Genomic DNA, 21,106 nt, shown 5'->3' on the forward strand with positions numbered 1-21,106 from the left:
AGCCCGATCAAATTCTCCGCCTTCGAACCGGCCATCACCGGCGCACCCCTGCTCGGCGAGCACACCGACGAAGTACTCACCCAGCTCGGATACGACCCAGACACCATCGCCAACTGGCACGACAAAAACATCGTTGCCTGACGTGGTGGTCTGACGTGGAGGCCAATCGACAGCAGCCGCCGACATCGACATCGGCGGCTGCTGTCTTGTCCCCAGGCGACCAGGTCGCCGCGGGTGCGGTGTCAATACCTGCTAGCCGGTATACACACATTGCAAGTAGCGGGAATGCTTCAATGCTGGCTAGCTGGCATATTGGAATCATGCGCTCGTCGGCTGCGCCGCTGCGCTGCGTCATCGTCGACGACAGCCACGACTTCCTGCAGGCCGCCACCGCGCTCCTCAATCGGGACGGCTTCGCCGTCGTTGGGGCGGCCTCGACGATCGCCGAGGCACTGCAATGCGTGCCCGAACACCGCCCCGATGTCGTTCTGGTTGACGTGTATCTAGGCGCCGAAAGCGGATTCCACCTTGCCCGGCAACTGGACCGCGGCGACTCTTCGTCGCAGTCGGCGGTGATACTGACCTCCACCCACGCGCCGGACGAGTTCGCTGACTTGATAGCAGAGAGCCCGGCAGTGGGATTCGTCCCGAAAGAGGCTTTGTCAGCGGGTGCCATTCGCAATCTGCTCGCTGAGCGCGTCGCGCAGCAAGACTCGGATCCGGTATCGGGATGAGGGTCGGCACTGTTATCAATTGTTCGAAAGTCTTGTGGTGCAACGATATCCATGCCTAGGTTACGGCGATGGAACGTAAGGTGGTGCGCAACACGGCCTGCTCCGCGGGGACGACGGCGGCGATGCCGGTATAACAACCGGCCGTAAACTGCACTGACCTACCCTCGCCGCGCGCTTTGCGGGTGCAAGATAGTGCCAGCGTGGCAACGCGCGAGCCGGAAGGACGCGATTCATATGCAGGTTGACATCGGTAGCGACCGTGGCACCGGCGCGGAATCGGCGGTCCCGGCGCTGCGGGTGATCGTGGCGGATGACGATGTCCTGCTGCGTGAAGGCTTGGCCAGTCTGCTTAGCCGCTCCGGCTTCGACGTCATCGGCCAGGCCGGCGACGGCGCCGAACTGCTGTCCCGGGTGCGTGCTTTGAAACCCGACCTCGTGGTGGTCGACATCCGCATGCCGCCGACCAAGACCACCGAAGGGCTTGACGCGGCCCGGCTGATCCGTGCGGAGCTGCCCGACATCGGCATCTTGGTGTTGTCCGCGCACGTCGAGGTGGAACATGCGATTGAACTCCTGGCCAGCGGACAAGGGGTCGGGTATCTGCTCAAGAGCCGAGTCACGGACGTGGCCGATTTCGTCGACAACCTGCAGCGCATCGCCAAAGGCGGCTCGGTGGTGGACCCGGAAGTAGTGACGGATCTGGTGTCGGGGAGCCGCCGCGACGACCCGCTGGCCGTGCTTAGTACGCGTGAACAGGAGGTGCTTGCGCTGATGGCCGAAGGGCGCTCCAACGCCGGGATCGCACGACGGCTGTGGGTCACCGAGGGCACCGTCGAAAAGCATGTGCGCAGCATCCTCACCAAGCTCAACCTGCCCGAAGCCGACGACGATCACCGCCGGGTCCGGGCGGTTATCACCTTCCTGGAGGCGCGTTAGCAGTACGTCGCGGAGGACGTTGGTATCAGAAGGAGTGCTTGTGCGGATGCATGGCAACTGACGCTGATGATGCGGCGTGTGGACCGCGGGCTGAGCCTGCGGCGTGTCGACCGCCGGGCACATCTCGTCCGTCCGGACGGCAGACAGTCTGGGCCTTATGCGCCTGAGGTCACGTCTCTAATCCAGGTGATCCCCTTGACGGCCTGGGGCCATCCCAGTGTCGTCACTGCCAGTAATGCGACATGCTCCAGTTCAGCGGCCGAGAGCCCTTCAGCCAAGCCTCGACGAGCGTGCGAATGGACGGCACCATGCGAGTCGGCGCCGATCGCGAGTGCGAGATGGACAAGCCTCTTGGTGCGTACATCAAGTGGCCCCGCCTCGCCCACCGCAGCGCCAAGTTGCTGAAGCGCGGCCCAAACGTCGGGGTAGTCACTCGCGACGTGCTGTGGCGTCGGCGGCATCGCGACCGCAGGATTCTCGGACAGATCAGCCGGCGATGATCGTTCCATCGGAGCCCCCTAACACGTCGAGTCGTCAGTGACGACCGTTGCTCACCATATTCGCAACCAGACACCGCGTTGACGGAAACGGCGGTTACGCGCGGCGGGTTCCGGCAGCGACACGTTGATCAGCGGCAACGCCCGACCACGCAGCGCGGATGGCCGCGGCGGTCGGCCGATGCTTGCTGTCACTTCGGCGTTGCCCGGGCTCGGCTCCAATCTTGGGTGAGTCGCAGCAGGTAAACCAGTGCCGGTAGCACGATCACCACGGCCAGTGCGACGACGACGAGCAATGCCGCGAGGGTAGCCCTGGCGCCGGCAGCGTCGTTGATCGTCAGCTGATCGACCAGCATCCACGGGTACTGTCCGACACCCCAGCCGGCCACCACCGCAGCCACGGCCGCGGCCGCGAAAAACCGTGCGATCGAATAGCTTCGGCGGTAAAGCAGAAGCAGCGTGATGGCACCGGCAAGCGCGGAGATCACCAGCAGCGGCAACGCGGCATGCAGCAGGCCGTGGCTGAGCGTGCGCGCGTCGTGAAGGATCGGATAGAGGCCCGCGAACACGATGGCCCCGCCGAGAACCCCCACCGCGAGAGTCCGGGCGCGCAAGCGTTCGGCCAGCTCGGGGTTGCTGGTCCGGGCGGCATCGGCGGTCAAGAACACTCCGGCCAGGAAGACGCAAGTGGTGACCGCGAGGAACCCGCCGACCAGCGATGTCGGGTTGACCCATGAACCGACTCGGTCGCCGTATCCGCCGGCCGGCACGCGGCCCGAGGCGATAGCGCCGGCCACCGTGCCGAAGAAAAACGGCGTGATGAGCGACGAACCCGCAAAGATGGCGCCGAACAACCTCGCCTCGGCGTAGGTGGCGGCGTATTTGCGGAACGCGAAGTTGGCGCCGCGCAGCACAATTCCGGCCAGTGCCAGGATCAATGGGATGAACAGCGTGGTGGTCGCCGCGGCGAAGGCGGCCGGAAAGCCGGTCCACCACATCACCAGAACGTAGATCAGCCAGACGTGATTGGCTTCCCACACCGGCCCGATGCTGTGGTCAATCAGCGTCCTCAATTCCGCACCGGTTCGGCCTCCGCCGGCGGTCAAATCGTAGAAGCCAGACCCGAAGTCCGCTCCGGCGAGCAGCGCATAGGCGATCACCCCGATGAACATGGCGGCGGCGACGACAGCGGCCAGCGTCATTGCACCGGCTCCGGCCGTGCATTCTCGGCGAAAACTTCCGGAGCGTAGGGGCTGGGCAGGTCCTCCTCGCCGGCGCGCCACCGCCGCGCCATCGACCGCAGCACAACATATGCGCCGACGGCCATGCCGACATAGATGATCAACACGCCGGTGTAACTCCACCACAAACCGGTGCTCATGCTTGCCGCATCGGTGGTGCGCAACGCCTGCCACACCGTCCACGGTTGACGCCCGACTTCTGTTGCCACCCAACCCAATTCCAGCGCAACGATCGCCAGTGGACCGGCGATCACCGAAAACCGGAGAAACCAGCCGTTGGCCAGCAGGTCGCGACCGCGCCAGCGGGCCAGCCAGAACACCACCGCCACCAGCGCGAGCAGCAGGCCGATTCCGACCATGATCTGAAAAGCCCAGTGCGTGATGTTGACCGGTGGCCAGTCGGATCGGGGAACGGTGTCTAGGCCGGGAACCGGCGCGTCAAACGAGCCGCGGGCGATGAACGACCCGATCCGCGGAATGGGCAACGCCCACCGGACGTGGCCGTCGATCAGAACCCCGCCGAGCTTTTCCGGTGCGGGCCCGGGCTCGGTGGTCGGATTGAGCTCGAAGGCCGCAAGCTTGGACGGCTGGCGGGCGCCGGCCTGCAAGCCCAGCACATGCCCGACGAGCGGTTGAATGATTACGGCAATGCTGGCGAGGAGGAACGGGATGGCGAATCCCGTGCGATGGTGGGCGTCGGTGCGACCACGCAGCATACCGGCGGCATACACGCCGGACACCAGCAGACCCACAACGATGAACGCGCCGAGCCACATGTGCAAGAACTGCAGCCATACCCCGTCGTTGAACATCGCCCGCCACGGGTTGACGTCGGTGACAGTGATCCCGCCCGGGCCGTGGCGGATCGCGAATCCGGTGGGGTTGTTCATCCAGGCGTTGACTGACACCACACAAAATGTCCCCACGACGCCGGCGATGCCCATCGGAACGATCGACGCCAAATGCAGCCGCGGCCGCATGCGATCCCACCCATAGAGATAAATGCCGAGGAAGATCGCCTCGACGAAGAACGACAGTCCTTCCAACGCGAACGGCACGCCCAGCACGTCGCCGAACCGGCCCATGAGCCCGGGCCACAACAGGCCCATCTCGAAACTCAGCACGGTCCCCGACACCGCGCCGATAGCAAATAGCACTGCAGCCGTCTTCGCCCACCGCCTGGCCAGCCGCAGCGCCGTCGGGTCGTTGTGCACGATCCCGCGGCGGTGCATCAGAAAGATCATCGTCGGGAACGCCACCCCGAAACACGCCAGCACTATGTGAAAGCCCAACGACAGCGCCATCTGTTCGCGCGCCGGAAGCAAGCCCGGCGGTGCACCCGCGGCCAGAGTCAGCGCCGACTCACCGAAACGCGTCATTGTCCCGCGCCTTAATATCGATTGTCCCGCGCCTTAGTATCGCTGGATCGGGCTAACACGTACAGCTGCCGGCGGCTGAGCGGGCATCGCTGAATAGTTGACGGGGCAGGCGTACATCTCGCAGGCCGGCGCCGGCGTAGGCCCGCGTTATCTCGTTGATCGACAATTGACGGAACCCGGCGTGGTTGGCGAGGTGAAATGCGTCACCGGCGCCGCTGGCGTCCGGGCCGTAGACAGTCACCCAGCCCAATACGGTTCGGGGATCTGAATGAACGACAAGCAGCGCGTCGGCCGCCCTCATCTGATCCAGCACGAGCCCCATGGTGTCGTCGGGTTCGACGATCACCACCACCGGCCCGGCCCCTGTGGTCGTCGCATCCTCGACGTGTGCACGCAGCTCCGCCTGGCCGTGCCCTTCGGACAGCAGGATTTGCAAAAACATTCGATCGCTGTGCGGAGCGCGATGTACCGCACCGATTTTGGCGCGTACCCACATTCCGGCCACGACGGCTTCCAAGTGCTCGGCTACCGGCGGCAACTCGCGGCGGCTGAGGGCCAAAAGGCTGGTCATGCAGGATCGATAGGACGTCCGCGCATCGTTGAGGGTATCGGCAACCCCGATGCAGCCATGCGGTAGCGAATGAAAGCTGAAGCAAGGGGTGGCCCCGGGGTTGTAGCGGTACACCACGTGTTCCGTTGTGGCCCAACGCACCGGCCGCTTGGCGCGGGCATGTCGTCGCGTTTCCGGATCCATCGTCGTCCGGGTGACGGTCATGCGCAGTCCTCCACAGTGTCTGCGATTGGCATCGACAGTGATCGCCGTGCCAACCGCTGCCAACGCGCTTTCCACGACTAATGACGGATGTCGTGAACTTGCCGAAGCCAACAGTCTCAGAATCCCTTGGCGGATTCGGAATGTCGTCAACACTGACACCCAACCCCACTACCGGCCAACCCCACCGCACGTATAGGTGCTAGCTGCAGGAGCCTCAAAATCCGACGGCCTGGCCGTCGCGACGGGGATCGCTCGCCGCGACATAGGCGTCCTCCTGTCGCCAGATCGCCTGGCAGCTGCCGAATTGGTTGTAGTCATCGACCGTGACGAGCTCGTGGCCGCGCTGACGCAGCTCCCCCAGCGTCGCCGACGAAAAACCGCTCTCCACGCTCACCCGCATGCCTTGCACCCATCGGAAACGGGGGCCGTCGCAGGCCGTCTGCGGGTGCTGGCCGTAATCGGCGATGCGCACAACCAGCTGCACATGGCCCTGCGGCTGCATCGTCCCACCCATGACGCCGAAGCTCATGACCGGCGCGCCGTCCTTCGTCATGAAGCCCGGGATGATCGTGTGATACGGCCGCTTGTTCGGCCCGACTTGATTCGGATGCCGGTCCGTCGCAACGAAATACGCGCCGCGGTTCTGCAGGGAAATCCCGGTGCCCGGCACCACCACGCCGGAGCCGAAGCCCATGTAGTTCGACTGGATCATCGACACCATCATCCCGGCGGCGTCGCCGGCGGTGAGGTACACCGTGTCGCCTTTGGGTGTTCCGGCCGCTGCCGGCTTCGCGTGCTTAGGGTCTATGAGCTTCGCGCGGTCTTTCAGGTATGCCTTGTCGAGTAGCCGTTCGGGGCGCAGCGGCATGTGGTCGATGTCGGCAACGTAAGCCTCCGCGTCGGCGAACGCGAGCTTCAGCGCCTCGATCTGTAGGTGCACGCTAGCGGCGGAATCCACTGGCAGCGCGGCCATGTCGAAGTGCTCGAGGATGCCAAGCGCGATGAGCGCAACTATCCCCTGCCCATTCGGCGGCATCTCGTGGATGGTGTAGCCGCGATAATCCAAATCCATCGTGTCGACCCAGTCGGCATGGTGAGCGGCCAGGTCGCTGGAGAGCATGGCGCCCCCGTTGGCTTTCGCGTGCCGTTCGATTGCCGCTGCGAGTTCTCCGCGGTAGAACGCCGCGCCGTTGGTCGCCGCAATCTTCTCCAGCGTCGCCGCATGGTCGGGAAATTTGAATCGCTCACCGGCCTTCGGCGCGCGACCGCCCGGCAGGAACGCCTCGGCGAAGCCGGGTTGAGGCTTGAGCAACGAGGACTGCTCGGCCCATTGCGAAGCGATCGTCGGCGAGACCGGAAAGCCGCCGCGACCGTATGCTATTGCAGGCTCGAACAGCCGCTGAAACGGAAGTTTGCCGAACCGAGTGTGCAGGTCGACCCACGCCGACACCGCGCCCGGCACCGTCACCGAGTTCCAGCCAACCGGCGGAACGCCCTTGCCGCCGAAGTATTCCGGTGTCCACGCGCCCGGCGAGCGGCCCGACGCGTTCAGCCCATGCAATTGCGTGCCGTCCCAGACGATCGCGAACGCGTCTGAGCCGATGCCATTGGACACCGGTTCCACAAGCGTCAGTGTGATCGCCGTGGCGACGATGGCGTCGACGGCGTTGCCGCCGTCGAGCAGCATTCGCAGGCCTGCCTGCGCGGCGAGCGGTTGTGAGGTGGCCACCACGTTCTGGGCCAGCACCGGTTTGCGCGGCCACGCATACGGAAACTCCCAGGAAAACGGGTAATTCGGGTTCATTCCGGCATCATTCCTGGATCATTCCGGCATCATTCCGGCATCGTTCCTTGGCGCAACCGGCGGTGTGCTGGCACGCCTTCGTTTTACCGGCTGCCCTCGTCCCATGGCACCGCATACGGTCCGGGGTACACGCCACTGACACCCGGATCCACAACCGGCGGTGCGTCGTTGATCTGCACATTGCCCGGGCTGGAGCATTCGGTGCCGCTGCTGCCGACGTCAGTGCAGGCCTGGCCGGCGCTGGCGGCCGAAGCCGTCGGCGCACTAAGGATTGCCGCGGCAGCGCCTGCGGCAATCAGATAGCCGAATCGAATTGTCATAACATTTCCCTTTCTATTTCCAATTCACAGGTACGCGTCAATGCGCCGTTGGCGGACGGCGATGGCGTCGGATTCGACGTCATAGCCCTGCACCCACGGGCGGGTGAGATGCGTGGCCGATCCTGAGTCAAACCGGACGCCGTTCGACCGGGAGAGCTGCTGAATGCGTGCGGTGCGCTCGCGCCGTAACGTCTGGTACTGCACCAAAGCTGGCGGCACCTCGGCGGCGGAGGTATCGCGCAACAGCGTCGCCAATGCCATCGCGTCCTCAATGGCCTGGTTGGCGCCCTGGCCCAGGTGCGGCAGCATGGGATGGGCCGCGTCGCCGAGTAGCGCCAACCGGCCGTTTGTCCAGCGTGTCAGCGGCTCACGGTCGTACAGCCCCCACTTAAACGTGGTGTCGACCTGTGCAAGCAAGCGGCGAGCCGGTGGGTTCCAGTCGGCGAACTCGGCCGCCAGCGCGGCAGGATCGCCGGGGGCGGTCCACGATTCGCGCATCTGATCATCTGCGGGTACGAAGCCGACGAAGTTGATCAGTTCCCCGCTCCGCACCGGGAAGGCAAGCAGATGCTTGCCACCGCCACCCCACACGACCAGAGATTGCGGCCAGTCGGGCACCCGCGTGGCCGGAATCAGCCCGCGATAGGCAACGGTGCCGGAAAACACCGGATCGGTCGGTTCGACGACGTGGCGCTGCAGCACCGAATGAATTCCGTCGGCGGCAATCACGGCATCGGCTTCGACGACTTCTCCGGTGTCGAAGCCGACCACCGCCGACCCGTTGTCTTGCGTGAACGTCGTGCATCGATGCGCCGTGTGCACAACGCCGGGCGGCAAGGCCGCGGCCAGCACGGCCACCAGATCCGCTCGGTGCACCGCGAGCAGCGCGGTGTCGGCCGGAAACGTTTCCGACGACAGCACCGTTCCGTCCGGAGCGCAAAACCGAAATGCATTCAGCGGAGCCGCAATGCGGCCGACTGCCTGGAGCAGGCCGAGCCGGTGAAGAACGCGTTGGCTGTTGGGCTGCACACCAATCCCGGCCCCCACCTCACTGAGCTGGTGGGCCTGCTCGAACACAGCTACCTGTGCCCCTATCGACCGAAGCGCCACCGCGGCAGACAGGCCGCCGATTCCGCCGCCGATGATGACCACCCGCAGTACCGCCATCGAGCACCTTCCAGTGTTGTGATTCCAGCATCGCGGCCCTGATGCGCCGCAGCATCACCGCTGACGCCCATCACGGGATTCCTGCTGGCGGGACTCTTGCCGCGCGGTTGGCGACGCGTCGGGCGAATTCCCAATGACTATTGCAGCCAGCACCCACTCGGCATTACGAGCAGCACCCACTCGGCATTACGGGCAACCGGTAGGTCGCCACAACGCGCCGGCGGCAGCTGGCTGCCGAACTCGCCGGAGGGACGGCGGTCATTTCTCAGGCCGATTTCTCGGGCCGGTTTCTCAGGCCGATTTCTCAGGCCGATTTCACGCCATCCAGGTGGCGATCTGGTCATGGCGCGTACGGCGACGCGGCGTCGACCTACTGCCGAACAGGTCGGACTTCAGCCGCCGCCGGGCCGTGTCGGCGTGCGGGCTACGGCTCGCCTGTGCTGACCCGCTCCGGTTCGACGCCGGCGTCCGTTTGCCGGCCCGGTACCAACCGCAGTGCCAGCAGGCCGAGGACCAGCACCAGCACAAACGGTGCGGCGAACACCGCGATCCCGAGAATCATGCTGGTGGCCGACGCATTGTTGGTGCCGGATTCGCTGAGCGCCGACGCAACGGTGAACACAGCGATCACGAAGGTGACCACGCTGGTCACCACCATGACCGCGGCCGCCACGGCGAGGCTGCGCCACCATCCGTAGTGGGCAAAGCCGGTTACAGTCAGTAACGCCACGGTGGGAACCAGCATGATCACCACGCCCAGCCAGGCGTCTGACGAGCCGAACTGGCGTACCGCAGGCATCACCAGGGCCGCCGCAAGCACTGCGGTGGCGATTATCCCGGCAACCGTCATTACTCGTGGATTTCTCTCACGCATACCTCGGGTGTTGCCGTCCGCCCCCCTCGGTAAACCCGACCAGATCAGCGGCCGGATCGGCCCGGTTAGGCTGTCCGGCGTGGCTGCAGACATCGTGCCGATCAAACTCGAGTTGACCGACGGCGACCTGTACACCCTGTGGGCTCCGCGCTGGCGCGACGAGGGCGACGAGTGGGAGGCGTTCCTCGGCAAGGACGAGGACCTTTACGGGTTCGAGTCGGTGCCGGACCTGGTGGCGTTCGTCCGCACCAACACCAACAACGACCTCGCCGACCATCCCTCGTGGAAGGCCCTGACCGCGGCGCCGGCGCCCGCGCTGGAGCCCAAGCAGGAGAACCGCTACGACATGATCGGCGTGTTCGACCTGCTGGCCGAGGATCCGACCGAGGAGTCGGTGGAGGCCGTGCACGGGTCGCTGAGCATCGCCGCGTCCATCGGCTCGGTGTGCGAGCTTGCCGCGGTCAGCAAGTTCTTCAACGGCAACCCGGCGCTGGGCACGCTCTCGGGCGGGGCCGAGTACTTCACCGGCAAGACCGGGCTGAAGCGCTGGCATGAGATCGGCACGATCATCGGCAAGGGCTGGGACAACGTCGTCGACGCCATCGAGGAAATCATCAGCAGGCCCGAGGTGGACAGCAAGCTGGCCGAACAGGCCGAGGCGGAGCTGTTGGCCGCCGAGGAGAACGAGCTCGACGAACCCGCCGACGACCTCGACCAAGACGAAGCCGAGGAGTCCGCGGACCACGCCGATGACGCGGACGCCGCCCGCGACGAGGAAGCCGACCGGGACGACGAAGCCGACCGGGACGAAGCGGCCGTCGGCCACAACCACTCGGTGGTGCTGGGCAGTGACGAAAACTTCTGGCTCAAGGTCGGCATCGACCCGGTGCGGATGATCACCAGCGGCGGCACGCTCTACACGCTGCGCTGCTATCTCGACGACGAACCAATCTTCTTGGGCCGCAACGGGCGCGTCAGCGTGTTCGGGTCGGGCGGCGCGCTGGCGCGCTATCTCGCCGACGAGCACGACCACGACCTATCCGACCTTGCCACCTACGACGACATCCGCACCGCGGCCACCGACGGCTCATTGCGGGTCGACGTCAGCGAGGACAACGTGTACGTGCTCACCGGAATCGCCGACGACCTCTCCGAGGGCCCGGATGCGCTGGACCGCGAGCAGCTGGAGCTTGCCGTCGAATTGCTCAGGGACGTCGGCGAATATGCCGAGGACGACACCGTCGAGGACTTGCTGGACGCGGACAAGGAACTGGGCCGGCTGGTCGCCCATGTGCTCGCACCCGACACCGTGCGCAAGCCCAACCCGCCGTATGCCGGGGCTGTCGAGCAGTGGGAGGCGTTGGAGACCTTCCTGGAGTCACGGTTGCGACGCGAATAGCGGCATCGCTAAAGGACTTGGCGCTCGGCCATTTTCGCCGCTCGCTCCGCATTGGCCACCAGGCGTACCTGCTCCCTTGGCCACCACCACACCTCGACGACCAGGAACGCAACAAACAGCCACGACACCACCACGCTGCTCAGGGGCGACGTGAAGCAATCGACCACCGCGAAGATCAATGCGGCGGCGGCTACGACCCACATCAGCCACCAATGCGGGCGTGCTTGCTCGTATGCCGCGCGCAGCCCGTCGCTGTAGCCGATAACAGCCGGTGCCAGTCGAGGCTCGCCGATCTTCTCGCCGCGCCGGGCCGCGCGAACCACAGCCACCCGGTCCGCACCGGCCAGCTCCTTGGCCCCTGGCCAATACTTGGCCATCCGGCGACCCATCAAGATGCCGTACGACAGGGTCAGGACGACGAAAACGACCACCGCGCCCAGCCACAGCCCGGAATCGGCAAAAGCCAATGCAGCCAGGAATATCCCCGCGACGAGCCCGAGAATCCCCGCCCGCAGAACCGGACGGTACCGCCATATCCACGCCGGCACGACGACCACACGAAGATTCTCACCCGGAATTGACACCGCTTGCGCCATTTTGGCCGCACGATGGCGTCAGTAGACAATGATCAATCGGTATGCAAACCGATAATGTGGGGCCGCAGCAGGCATCCCAGCGGACACAGGTGCGGCGCGCCGCAATGGCGAGCGCGGTCGGCACGACCATCGAGTGGTACGACTTCTTTCTCTACAACACCGCCGCGGCGCTGGTCTTTCCGCACCTGTTCTTCCCGGCATCCAGCGCGTATGCGGGTGCGATGCAGTCGTTCGCGACGTACTTCGTCGGGTTCGCCGCGCGCCCGGTGGGGGCTGCGATCTTCGGGCACTGGGGCGATCGGATCGGCCGCAAGACCACGCTGATCGTCACGCTGCTGGTGATGGGCATCTCGTCCGCGGTTGTCGGCATCCTGCCCGGAACCGCGACCATCGGTTTAGCGGCGCCGCTGATCCTGGTGACGCTGCGGCTGCTGCAGGGCATCGCGATCGGCGGCGAGTGGAGCGGGTCGGTGCTACTCGCGATGGAATGGGGCGACCAGGACAGGCGCGGACTGCTCGGCAGTTTCGCCCAGATCGGCGTCCCGGTCGGGCTGGTGCTCGGCACCGGCGGCATGACGCTGCTTTCCGCTACGTTGTCGCCCGCCGCGTTCAATTCCTGGGGCTGGCGGGTGCCGTTCCTGGCCAGCCTGATACTGGTCGCGGTCGGCCTGGTGATTCGGCTGAAGATCCTCGAGACGCCGATGTTCACCAAGCTGGTCGACGCGGGGAAGACCGCGTCGACGCCGGTCATGGAGGTGTGCCGCCGCCACTGGCGCGAAATCCTGTTGTCGGCGGGGCTGCGCTTTGCCGAGCAGCTGCCGTTCTACCTGTTCACCACCTTCGTGCTGATCTACGTCGTGCAGCGCCATCACTACAGCAAGACGTTCGTCCTCACCGCGGTGTTGGTGGGCGCCGCGATCGAGCTGGTGACGATCCCGCTGTTCTCGCACCTGTCAGATCGCGTTGGCCGCAAACGTATCTATCTGACCGGAGCCGTAGTGGCGGGGCTGGCTGCATTCCCATACTTCTACGTGCTGACCTATGGCGGGCGGGTGTCGATCTTCATCGCGATCGTGCTGTCGCTGATCGTGCACTCGATGATGTACGGGCCGCAGGCTGCGCTGATCGGCGAAAGCTTCCCGACGCACCTGCGCTACGGCGGCGCCGGGCTGGGCTATCAGCTCGCGTCGGTGTTCGCCGGCGGACCCGCGCCGCTGATGGCGACGTGGCTCTTACACGAAACGGGGACGCCGTACTCGATCTCGGTCTACATCGTTGTGGCTGCGGTCATCACCGTCGCGTGCGCTGTCGCCCTGCCCGACCGGTCCCGCGCGAACATAGAGGACGCGGCCACCTACAGCCGCGCCGGCACTTAGAGGTCGGTCGCCCACTCGTGGCGCGGCTGGTACATACCGAGTTCGCCGCCACCGGGCAGCCGGATCGTGGTCAGGAGTCCCCAGCCCTCGTCGGTCACCGCGGTGCAGCTGATGCCCTTGTCGGCGAGCTCATCGATGGCGGCGTCGAGGTCCTCGCACATCAGGTACAGCTCGTGCAACTGCTCGCCGTCGGTCGGATGAACCGCGACCTCAGCGGGTGGCAGCTTGAAGATCAACCACCCGTCCCCGGCGTCGACGTTCGGGTAGGCCAACACGTCGCGGAAGAACGCACGGTCGGCCTCGGCGTCGTTGCTGTAGATGATGATGTGGGCGCCGGAGATCATGAAACTCCTCCATGCTTCATACGCTGCAATGATTTCGATGGACGGCAGTGGTCTGCATCGACATGACCATGCCGACGACGCACACCTCGCATACCCTCGACGTCCCGGGCGCACACCTGCACTACGAGATCCGCGGCAGCGGGCCGGTGCCGGCGGTGATCGGGTCACCAATGGCCGCGGGCGAATTCGCGCCGCTCGCCGAGTGTGCGGTTTCGTACGCCGCAGCGGCGTGTCTCGCACGAAACCGCACACTCGGCGAGGCGCCGTGAGGCGGCGTGAGGCGGGCGAGGCGCCGTGGGGCGGCGGCGTAATGCGCCTAGCCGATCAGCACCGCAAACCGCGGCTTGATCACCTCGTCGATCACCGCAAGCCGCTCGTCGAACGAGATGAACGCCGACTTCATCGCATTGATCGTGAAGCGTTGCAGATCGCTCCACCCGTAACCGAAAGCCTCGACCAGGCGCAGCATCTCCTGACTCATCGTGGTGTCGCTCATCAGCCTGTTGTCGGTGTTGACCGTCACCCGGAACCGCAGCCTGGCCAGCAGGTCGAACGGGTGCTCTGCGATGCTGTCGACGGCGCCGGTTTGGACGTTGGAGCTGGGACACTGCTCCAGCGGAATCCGCTTGTCGCGCACGATCGCGGCCACCCGGCCCAGCTTGGCGGAGCCGTCGGGTTGCACCTCGATGTCGTCGACGATGCGCACGCCGTGGCCGAGCCGGTCGGCGCCGCAGAACGCGATGGCCTCGTGGATGGACGGCAGCCCGAACGCCTCGCCGGCGTGAATCGTGAAGCGGCCGTTGTGTTCTCGCATGTACTCGAACGCGTCGAGGTGACGGGTCGGCGGGTAACCGGCCTCTGCCCCGGCGATGTCGAAGCCGACCACGCCCTTGTCGCGGAACCGGATCGCCAGCTCCGCGATCTCCAGTGACCGCGCGGCGTGGCGCATCGCGGTCACCAGGCAGCGCACCACGATCGTGCGGGCACCGGCGTTGCAGGCCTTCTCGCCGTCGGCGAACCCGGCCAGCACCGCGTCGACGACTTCGTCGAGCGACAACCCGCCGTCGATGTGCAGCTCTGGTGCGAACCGCACCTCGGCGTAGACCACGTTGTCGTCGGCCAGGTCTTCGACGCACTCATAGGCCACCCGGTACAGCGCCGAGGCGGTCTGCATGACGCCGACCGTGTGCGCAAACGGCTCGAGGTAGCGCTCCAGCGAGCCGCTGTGCGCGGAGGTGCGAAACCACTTTGCGAGCGACTCCTCGTCGGTGGCCGGCAGCTCGCCATAGCCGAATTGGTCGGCCAGTTCGAGCACGGTGGCCGGCCGCAGACCGCCGTCGAGGTGGTCATGCAGCAGCGCCTTCGGCGCCTGCTGGATCATGTCGAACGTCAGCGGTGTCGTCATGGCGTGATCCGATCGATGATCAGCGGACGGGGCGTCGGCTCACCGATCCGCCAGCCGCCGTCCAGCGCGTCCAGCGCCGCGCCGAGACGATCGGGGGTGTCGGTGTACAACGTGAAGACGGGCTGCCCCGCCGCTACCGGTTCACCCGGCCGACGATGGATGCGCACCCCGGCGCCCGGCTGCACACGTTCGCCGGGTCGCGCCCGGCCGGCACCGAGCCGCCAGGCCGCCATCGCCACCGCCATCGCATCGATGTCTCCCATTCTGCCGCTCTGCGGCGCGGTGACGGTTTCGGCGTGCGCGCCGTGCGGCAGCGGCACCGACAGGTCGCCGCCCTGGGCGGTGATCAACGCACGGAAGGCGTCCATCGCCGAGCCGTCTCGCAGTGTGTCGGCCGGATTCCGGGCGTCGAGGCCCGCCATGTCGAGCATTTCGCCGGCCAGTGCGAGCGTCAGCTGCACCACGTCGGCCGGTCCGCCACCGGCGAGCACATCGAGCGACTCCTGAACCTCGACCGAGTTGCCGACCGTCGCGCCGAGCGGGCGGTTCATGTCGGTCAGCAGCGCCCGCGTGGCCAGCCCCTCGGCGGTCCCCAGGTCGACCATCGTCTGCGCAAGTTCACGCGCCTCGGCCTCGGTGTCGAGGAATGCACCCGAACCCACCTTGCAGTCGAGCACCAACGCTTGCGTTCCTTCGGCGATCTTTTTGCTCATCACCGAGCTGGCGATCAGCGGCAATGACTCGGTGGTGCCGGTGACGTCGCGCAGTGCGTAGATCTTGCGGTCGGCGGGCGCCAGCTCACCCGCGGCGAAGATCGCCGCTCCCACGTCGCAAAGCTGCCCGCGCACTTGATGTTTGGAGAGCTCGGCGGTGAAACCGGGAATGGACTCGAGTTTGTCGAGTGTGCCGCCGGTGTGGCCGAGCCCGCGGCCGGCCGCCTGCGGCACCGCGCCGCCGCACGCGACCACGACCGGCACCAGGGGGATGGTGATCTTGTCGCCGACCCCACCGGTGGAGTGCTTGTCCACCAACGCCAGCGGCCTGCCGTCGCGGCGCAGATCGGTGAAGTCAAGCCGCTCGCCGGAGTCGACCATCGCCGCGGTCCAGTGCGCGATCTCGTCGCGGTCCATGCCACGCAGGAAGATCGCCATCAGCAACGCCGACATCTGCTCGTCGGCCACGTGGCCGCGGGTATGGGCGCGAATCACCCAGTCGATCGCATCGGCCGACAGGCGACCGCCGTCGCGCTTGGTCTTGATGACACTCGGCGCGTCAAACCTCACCGCCGATCCCGTCGGGCCAGATCGTCGGGGCCGAACGCGTCCGGCAGCAACGCCCCAAGTGGGCGCGGCCCCGCCGGGTGGTCGACCAGCATCGCCGGCCCGCCGTGCTCGAGCAGCACCTGACGGCAGCGCCCGCACGGCATCAGGAGCTCGCCGCCGGCGTCGACACACGACAACGCGACCAGTCGGCCCCCACCGCCGGAATGCAGCCCGCACACCACCGCGCACTCGGCACAGAGACCAAGACCATATGAGACATTCTCCACATTGCAGCCGGTCACAATCCGGCCGTCATCGGCCAGCGCCGCCGCGCCCACCGGGAACCGCGAATACTTTGCGTACGCATGGGCGCTAGCGGCAATCGCCCTGTCGCGCAAGGTCTTCCAGTCGATCTCAAGGTTCATCGAGGTGGCTTCCCAGTCGGTTCTTAATGCATTCAGAGCGGTGGCCCGGCGGCGGCCGCGCGGGCCGCAGCACCCTAATTCTGCCGGTTGCGGCGGTTTCGGCCGCGCCGCGGCGGTGATTCTGTAGATATAAGTGGGCATAGAGTCCACCCGTCTGATCACCAACGGCGTTGGAGGCAGTATGAGCACGCCGACACCGACGCGGGCGGCCGAGCAGCCGCCACGCCGCACCACCCTGTACCGCGGCGATCCCGGCATGTGGTCCTGGGTCCTGCACCGCATCTCCGGCGCGGCCATTTTCTTCTTCCTGTTCGTCCACGTGCTCGACACTGCGCTGGTGCGGGTCAGCCCGCAGGCCTACAACCAGGTCGTCGAGACCTATAAGACACCGATCGTCGGGCTGATGGAACTGGGCCTGATCGCGGCGGTGCTGTATCACGCGCTCAACGGCGTCCGGATCATCCTGATCGACTTCTGGTCGCAGGGCCCGCGCCATCAGCGGCTGATGCTGTGGGTGGTCGGCGTCGTCTGGTTCGCGGTCATGGTGCCGGCCACCGCGGTGCTGGCGATCCACATGGCGGAGCGATTCCTATGAGCGCCCCGAGCTCGCGCGGCTGGCCGGCGCCGGTGCTGCAGCGCAGCCACGACCGTCCGGCCAGCCTGGACAACCCGCGGGCACCGCGGCGGCGCGGCGGCATGCCGAACTTCGAGAAGTACGCGTGGCTGTTCATGCGGTTCTCCGGCATCGTGCTGGTGATCCTGGCTATCGGCCACCTGTTCGTGATGCTGATGTGGGACAACGGTGTATATCGCATCGACTTCAACTACGTCGCGCAGCGGTGGGCGTCGCCGTTCTGGCAGATCTGGGATCTGCTGCTGCTGTGGCTGGCGCAGTTGCACGGCGGCAACGGGCTGCGGGTGATCATCGACGACTACGCCCGCAGGGACGCCACCCGGTTCTGGCTGAACTCGCTGCTGGCGTTGTCGATGATCTTCACGCTGGTGCTCGGCACGTACGTGCTGCTGACGTTCGACGCGAACATCGGGGGCTAGCGATGATTCACGAACATAGATACGACGTGGTGATCGTCGGCGCGGGCGGGGCCGGGATGCGCGCCGCGGTGGAGGCCGGACCTCGGGTGCGCACCGCGGTGCTGACCAAGTTGTATCCGACCCGCAGCCACACCGGCGCGGCCCAGGGCGGGATGTGCGCGGCGCTGGCCAATGTCGAGGACGACAACTGGGAGTGGCACACCTTCGACACCGTCAAGGGCGGCGACTACCTGGCCGATCAGGACGCGGTCGAGATCATGTGCAAGGAAGCCATCGACGCGGTGCTCGACCTCGAGAAGATGGGCATGCCGTTCAACCGCACCCCGGAGGGCCGCATCGACCAGCGCCGCTTCGGCGGGCACACCCGCGATCACGGCAAGGCACCGGTGCGCCGCGCATGCTATGCCGCCGACCGCACCGGCCACATGATTCTGCAGACGCTGTACCAGAACTGCGTAAAGCACGACGTCGAGTTCTTCAACGAGTTCTATGTGCTCGACCTGGCATTGACCGAAACCCCGGGCGGGCAAGTGGCCACCGGAGTGGTCGCGTACGAATTCGCCAGCGGCGACATTCACGTGTTCCACGCCAAGGCCGTGGTGATCGGCACCGGTGGCTCGGGCCGGATGTACAAGACCACCTCGAACGCGCACACGCTGACCGGTGACGGCATCGGCATCGTCTTCCGCAAGGGGCTTCCGTTAGAGGACATGGAGTTTCATCAGTTCCACCCAACGGGACTGGCCGGCCTCGGCATCCTGATCTCGGAAGCGGTGCGCGGCGAGGGCGGCCGGCTGCTCAACGGCGAGGGCGAGCGCTTCATGGAGCGCTACGCGCCGACGATCGTCGACCTCGCACCGCGCGACATCGTCGCCCGCTCGATGGTCCGCGAGGTTCTCGAGGGACGCGGCGCCGGCCCGCACAAGGACTATGTCTACATCGACGTGCGCCATCTCGGTGAGGACGTGCTCGCGGCGAAGCTGCCCGACATCACCGAATTCGCGCGCACCTACCTCGGTGTGGATCCAGTCAAGGAACTCGTCCCGGTGTACCCGACGTGCCACTACGTCATGGGCGGCATCCCGACGACGATCAACGGACAGGTGCTGCGCGACAACACCAACGTGGTGCCCGGACTGTACGCCGCGGGCGAGTGCGCCTGCGTGTCGGTGCACGGCGCTAATCGGCTCGGGACCAATTCGTTGTTGGACATCAATGTTTTTGGCCGCCGCGCGGGCATCGCCGCGGCGAACTACGCACTGGGCCACGACCACGTCGCGCTGCCGCCGGACCCCGCGGGGATGGTGGTCGGCTGGGTCGGCGACATCCTCTCCGAACACGGCAACGAGCGTGTCGCCGACATCCGCAGCGCCCTGCAGCAGTCGATGGACAACAACGCCGCGGTGTTCCGCACGGAGGAGACGCTGAAGCAGGCGCTCACCGACATCCACGCACTCAAGGAGCGCTACGCCCGAATCTCGGTGCACGACAAGGGCAAACGTTATAACAGCGATCTTCTCGAGGCGATCGAGCTGGGCTTCCTGCTCGAGCTCGCCGAAGTGACCGTGGTCGGGGCGTTGAACCGCAAGGAATCCCGCGGCGGGCACGCTCGCGAGGATTACCCGAACCGCGACGACACCAACTACATGCGCCACACCATGGCGTACAAGGAAGGCACCGACCTGCTGAGCGATATCAGGCTGGACTACAAGCCGGTGGTGCAGACGCGGTACGAACCGATGGAGCGCAAGTACTGATGACCATCACACCTGAGGTGCAGAGCAAGGATGCGCTGCCGCCCGTGCCGGAGGGCGCAGTGATGGTGACGCTGAAGATCGCGCGGTTCAACCCCGAGAATCCCGACGCCGCCGGGTGGCAGAGCTTTCGCGTCCCGTGCCTGCCCACCGACCGGCTGCTCAACCTGCTGCACTACGTCAAGTGGTATCTGGACGGCACGCTGACGTTCCGCCGGTCCTGCGCGCACGGGGTCTGCGGCTCCGACGCGATGCGCATCAACGGCGTGAACCGGCTGGCGTGCAAGGTGTTGATGCGCGACCTGTTGCCCAAGAAACCCGGCAAGCCACTCACCATCAGCATCGAGCCGATCCGCGGGCTACCGGTCGAGAAGGACCTCGTGGTGGACATGGAGCCGTTCTTCGACGCTTACCGTGCGGTCAAGCCGTACCTGATCACCAGCGGCAATCCGCCTACGCGCGAACGCATTCAGAGCCCGACCGACCGCGCCCGCTACGACGACACCACAAAGTGCATCCTGTGCGCGTGCTGCACGACGAGCTGTCCGATCTATTGGACGGAGGGCAGCTACTTCGGCCCGGCGGCGATCGTCAACGCCCACCGGTTCATCTTCGACAGCCGCGACGAGGGTGCCGCCGAGCGGCTGGACATCCTCAACGAGGTCGACGGGGTGTGGCGCTGCCGCACGACGTTCAACTGCACCGAGTCATGCCCGCGCGGTATCCAGGTGACCCAGGCGATCCAAGAGGTCAAGCGCGCACTGATGTTCGCGCGCTGAGCGCAGTGCGTCAGAACGGCAAGCCGCTGTCGACGTTAGTGCCATAAGGCACGTTTGGATCGGGCTCGGCGTTGGCGATGGGCGCCAGGGCGATTGCCCCACCGATCGCGGCTGCGGCTACCCACGGCGCGATGTACTTGATCGCTGATTTCATGATGTCGTCCTTTGCTGCTCGTATGGGGCTATATGCCGATCATTGCGCGCTAGCAAGCCGGTGTCGCTACGGCTGACCCCCATTCGAGCCTGCCCGACAGCTGGAAACTTGCCGCCGCCGTCACACCTCGCGGGGCTGTCTCGTCTATCCGATATGACACAGAAAACCCGCATCGCACCCGTCGCTCCGAAGCAGGCGAATCTGCTGACGAAGGTCTTTTACCGCATCGCCAAGCGCCGGTTCGGCGAGGTGCCCGAGCCGTTCGCCGTGGCGGCGCACCACCCGCGCCTGCTGGTGGCCAACGCCGTGCACGAAACGCTGCTGCAATCCGGGTCCAAGAAGCTGCCCGCCAGCGTCCGCGAGCTGGCGGTGTTCTGGACCGCCCGCACCGTCGGCTGCTCGTGGTGCGTCGACTTCGGTTCGATGCTGCAGCGCCTCGACGGGCTCGACGTGGACCGGCTCAAGGAGATCGACAACTACGCGACGTCACGGCGCTACACCGACGACGAGCGCGCCGCGATCGCCTACGCCAACGCGATGACGACCGACCCGCACACCGTCACCGATGAACAGGTAGCGGACTTGCGCCAGCGCTTCGGCGACGACGGCGTCATCGAGCTGACCTACCAGGTCGGCGTGGAGAATATGCGCGCGCGCATGTACTCGGCGCTCGGCATCACCGAGCAGGGCTTCAATTCCGGTGACGCGTGCCGGGTTCCGTGGGTTACCGGGGACGTCGACGAGCGCTCGCGCGTGGGGGTACCACCCGCCCGAAGGGCAGGGGGAGAGAATCCAGCCTGAGCGGCGAGCCGGTGAACTTGTCGGGGTTGGC

The 21,106-nt window shown here is 66.1% G+C and carries 24 protein-coding genes and 1 pseudogene; 11 read left to right on the forward strand and 14 right to left on the reverse strand.

Annotated elements, in window-relative coordinates:
- The first annotated feature begins 320 nt into the window (after positions 1 to 320).
- On the forward strand, positions 321 to 734 hold the full coding sequence (locus VE759_RS13490) for a response regulator (RefSeq protein ID WP_324933073.1): 414 nt from the start codon (positions 321 to 323) through the stop codon (positions 732 to 734).
- Positions 735 to 968: 234 nt separating this feature from the next.
- Complete coding sequence (locus tag VE759_RS13495; RefSeq protein ID WP_324933076.1) at positions 969 to 1,670, forward strand: response regulator transcription factor; 702 nt, start codon at positions 969 to 971, stop codon at positions 1,668 to 1,670.
- Between the two features lie 155 nt (positions 1,671 to 1,825).
- On the opposite strand, the gene VE759_RS22925 is transcribed toward VE759_RS13495, so the two are convergent.
- The gene (locus VE759_RS22925) at positions 1,826 to 2,056 is read right to left on the reverse strand and encodes a carboxymuconolactone decarboxylase family protein (protein ID WP_414687912.1); all 231 of its coding nucleotides are present in this window, start codon (positions 2,054 to 2,056) and stop codon (positions 1,826 to 1,828) included.
- On the opposite strand from VE759_RS22925, the gene VE759_RS13500 reads away from it, so the two are divergent.
- A complete protein-coding gene (locus tag VE759_RS13500) occupies positions 1,967 to 2,170 on the forward strand; it encodes a hypothetical protein (protein WP_324933079.1) in 204 nt (67 codons plus the stop codon). The genes VE759_RS22925 and VE759_RS13500 overlap by 90 nt on opposite strands.
- A 188-nt stretch (positions 2,171 to 2,358) precedes the next feature.
- Here VE759_RS13500 and VE759_RS13505 read toward each other — a convergent pair whose 3' ends face one another.
- From VE759_RS13505 to VE759_RS13535, 7 genes are all read right to left on the reverse strand, one after another.
- Entirely contained in the window at positions 2,359 to 3,369 is a 1,011-nt protein-coding gene (locus tag VE759_RS13505) for a cytochrome d ubiquinol oxidase subunit II (RefSeq protein WP_324933082.1), read from the reverse strand.
- The gene (locus tag VE759_RS13510) at positions 3,366 to 4,787 is read right to left on the reverse strand and encodes a cytochrome ubiquinol oxidase subunit I (RefSeq protein WP_324933085.1); all 1,422 of its coding nucleotides are present in this window, start codon (positions 4,785 to 4,787) and stop codon (positions 3,366 to 3,368) included. The genes VE759_RS13505 and VE759_RS13510 overlap by 4 nt, the downstream gene beginning before the upstream one ends.
- Before the next feature lie 52 nt (positions 4,788 to 4,839).
- Positions 4,840 to 5,562: a hypothetical protein gene (locus VE759_RS13515; protein WP_324933088.1), complete on the reverse strand. Its 723-nt coding sequence runs from the start codon at positions 5,560 to 5,562 to the stop codon at positions 4,840 to 4,842.
- A 214-nt stretch (positions 5,563 to 5,776) separates the two neighbouring features.
- Positions 5,777 to 7,366: a gamma-glutamyltransferase family protein gene (locus tag VE759_RS13520; protein ID WP_324933092.1), complete on the reverse strand. Its 1,590-nt coding sequence runs from the start codon at positions 7,364 to 7,366 to the stop codon at positions 5,777 to 5,779.
- An 83-nt stretch (positions 7,367 to 7,449) separates the two neighbouring features.
- Complete coding sequence (locus tag VE759_RS13525) at positions 7,450 to 7,686, reverse strand: hypothetical protein (protein ID WP_324933095.1); 237 nt, start codon at positions 7,684 to 7,686, stop codon at positions 7,450 to 7,452.
- 24 nt (positions 7,687 to 7,710) lie between these two features.
- Positions 7,711 to 8,853 carry an FAD-dependent monooxygenase gene (locus VE759_RS13530; protein ID WP_324933098.1) on the reverse strand — a complete coding sequence of 381 codons (1,143 nt, stop codon included), beginning with the start codon at positions 8,851 to 8,853 and terminating at the stop codon, positions 7,711 to 7,713.
- Between the two features lie 424 nt (positions 8,854 to 9,277).
- On the reverse strand, positions 9,278 to 9,703 hold the full coding sequence (locus VE759_RS13535) for a hypothetical protein (protein ID WP_324933101.1): 426 nt from the start codon (positions 9,701 to 9,703) through the stop codon (positions 9,278 to 9,280).
- A 103-nt stretch (positions 9,704 to 9,806) separates the two neighbouring features.
- Between VE759_RS13535 and VE759_RS13540 the strand changes: the two genes are divergently transcribed.
- A complete protein-coding gene (locus VE759_RS13540) occupies positions 9,807 to 11,126 on the forward strand; it encodes a primosomal protein (RefSeq protein ID WP_324933104.1) in 1,320 nt (439 codons plus the stop codon).
- A gap of 8 nt (positions 11,127 to 11,134) precedes the next feature.
- On the opposite strand, the gene VE759_RS13545 is transcribed toward VE759_RS13540, so the two are convergent.
- Positions 11,135 to 11,683 (reverse strand): hypothetical protein, encoded by a 549-nt coding sequence (locus VE759_RS13545; protein ID WP_324933107.1) that lies wholly within the window; start codon positions 11,681 to 11,683, stop codon positions 11,135 to 11,137.
- Between the two features lie 80 nt (positions 11,684 to 11,763).
- Here VE759_RS13545 and VE759_RS13550 point away from each other — a divergent pair, with 80 nt between their 5' ends.
- Positions 11,764 to 13,098, forward strand: a complete 1,335-nt coding sequence (locus VE759_RS13550) for an MFS transporter (protein WP_324933109.1) — start codon at positions 11,764 to 11,766, stop codon at positions 13,096 to 13,098.
- Here VE759_RS13550 and VE759_RS13555 read toward each other — a convergent pair.
- On the reverse strand, positions 13,095 to 13,442 hold the full coding sequence (locus VE759_RS13555; protein WP_324933111.1) for an extradiol dioxygenase: 348 nt from the start codon (positions 13,440 to 13,442) through the stop codon (positions 13,095 to 13,097). The genes VE759_RS13550 and VE759_RS13555 overlap by 4 nt on opposite strands.
- 62 nt (positions 13,443 to 13,504) lie before the next feature.
- Here VE759_RS13555 and VE759_RS22930 point away from each other — a divergent pair, with 62 nt between their 5' ends.
- The gene (locus tag VE759_RS22930) at positions 13,505 to 13,711 is read left to right on the forward strand and encodes a hypothetical protein (protein ID WP_414687911.1); all 207 of its coding nucleotides are present in this window, start codon (positions 13,505 to 13,507) and stop codon (positions 13,709 to 13,711) included.
- A 47-nt stretch (positions 13,712 to 13,758) separates the two neighbouring features.
- On the opposite strand, the gene VE759_RS13565 is transcribed toward VE759_RS22930, so the two are convergent.
- Genes VE759_RS13565 through VE759_RS13575 form a run of 3 tightly spaced genes read right to left on the reverse strand, consistent with a single transcriptional unit; the run spans position 13,759 to position 16,534 of the window.
- Complete coding sequence (locus tag VE759_RS13565) at positions 13,759 to 14,847, reverse strand: adenosine deaminase (protein ID WP_324933113.1); 1,089 nt, start codon at positions 14,845 to 14,847, stop codon at positions 13,759 to 13,761.
- The gene (locus VE759_RS13570) at positions 14,844 to 16,130 is read right to left on the reverse strand and encodes a thymidine phosphorylase (RefSeq protein ID WP_324933116.1); all 1,287 of its coding nucleotides are present in this window, start codon (positions 16,128 to 16,130) and stop codon (positions 14,844 to 14,846) included. Before VE759_RS13570 ends, VE759_RS13565 begins: the two co-directional genes overlap by 4 nt.
- Positions 16,127 to 16,534: a cytidine deaminase gene (locus VE759_RS13575; RefSeq protein ID WP_324933119.1), complete on the reverse strand. Its 408-nt coding sequence runs from the start codon at positions 16,532 to 16,534 to the stop codon at positions 16,127 to 16,129. Before VE759_RS13575 ends, VE759_RS13570 begins: the two co-directional genes overlap by 4 nt.
- A 181-nt stretch (positions 16,535 to 16,715) precedes the next feature.
- Here VE759_RS13575 and sdhC point away from each other — a divergent pair, with 181 nt between their 5' ends.
- The 4 genes from sdhC to VE759_RS13595 are packed head-to-tail and all read left to right on the forward strand — an operon-like array spanning position 16,716 to position 20,120.
- On the forward strand, positions 16,716 to 17,129 hold the full coding sequence (gene sdhC, locus VE759_RS13580; RefSeq protein WP_324933122.1) for a succinate dehydrogenase, cytochrome b556 subunit: 414 nt from the start codon (positions 16,716 to 16,718) through the stop codon (positions 17,127 to 17,129).
- Positions 17,126 to 17,587, forward strand: a complete 462-nt coding sequence (locus VE759_RS13585) for a succinate dehydrogenase hydrophobic membrane anchor subunit (RefSeq protein WP_324933125.1) — start codon at positions 17,126 to 17,128, stop codon at positions 17,585 to 17,587. The genes sdhC and VE759_RS13585 overlap by 4 nt, the downstream gene beginning before the upstream one ends.
- Positions 17,588 to 17,589: 2 nt before the next feature.
- Entirely contained in the window at positions 17,590 to 19,344 is a 1,755-nt protein-coding gene (gene sdhA, locus VE759_RS13590; protein ID WP_324933127.1) for a succinate dehydrogenase flavoprotein subunit, read from the forward strand.
- Positions 19,344 to 20,120, forward strand: a complete 777-nt coding sequence (locus tag VE759_RS13595) for a succinate dehydrogenase iron-sulfur subunit (RefSeq protein WP_324933129.1) — start codon at positions 19,344 to 19,346, stop codon at positions 20,118 to 20,120. Before sdhA ends, VE759_RS13595 begins: the two co-directional genes overlap by 1 nt.
- Before the next feature lie 10 nt (positions 20,121 to 20,130).
- Here the strand turns inward: VE759_RS13595 and VE759_RS13600 are convergent, their stop codons facing one another.
- Positions 20,131 to 20,274: a hypothetical protein gene (locus VE759_RS13600; protein WP_324933132.1), complete on the reverse strand. Its 144-nt coding sequence runs from the start codon at positions 20,272 to 20,274 to the stop codon at positions 20,131 to 20,133.
- Positions 20,275 to 20,415: 141 nt separating this feature from the next.
- Here VE759_RS13600 and VE759_RS13605 point away from each other — a divergent pair.
- Positions 20,416 to 21,075, forward strand: a pseudogene (locus VE759_RS13605) (carboxymuconolactone decarboxylase family protein); the annotation flags it as partial.
- Positions 21,076 to 21,106 lie beyond the last annotated feature (31 nt).

The sequence above is a fragment of the Mycobacterium sp. genome, from assembly GCF_035640695.1.
GTDB lineage: Bacteria > Actinomycetota > Actinomycetes > Mycobacteriales > Mycobacteriaceae > Mycobacterium.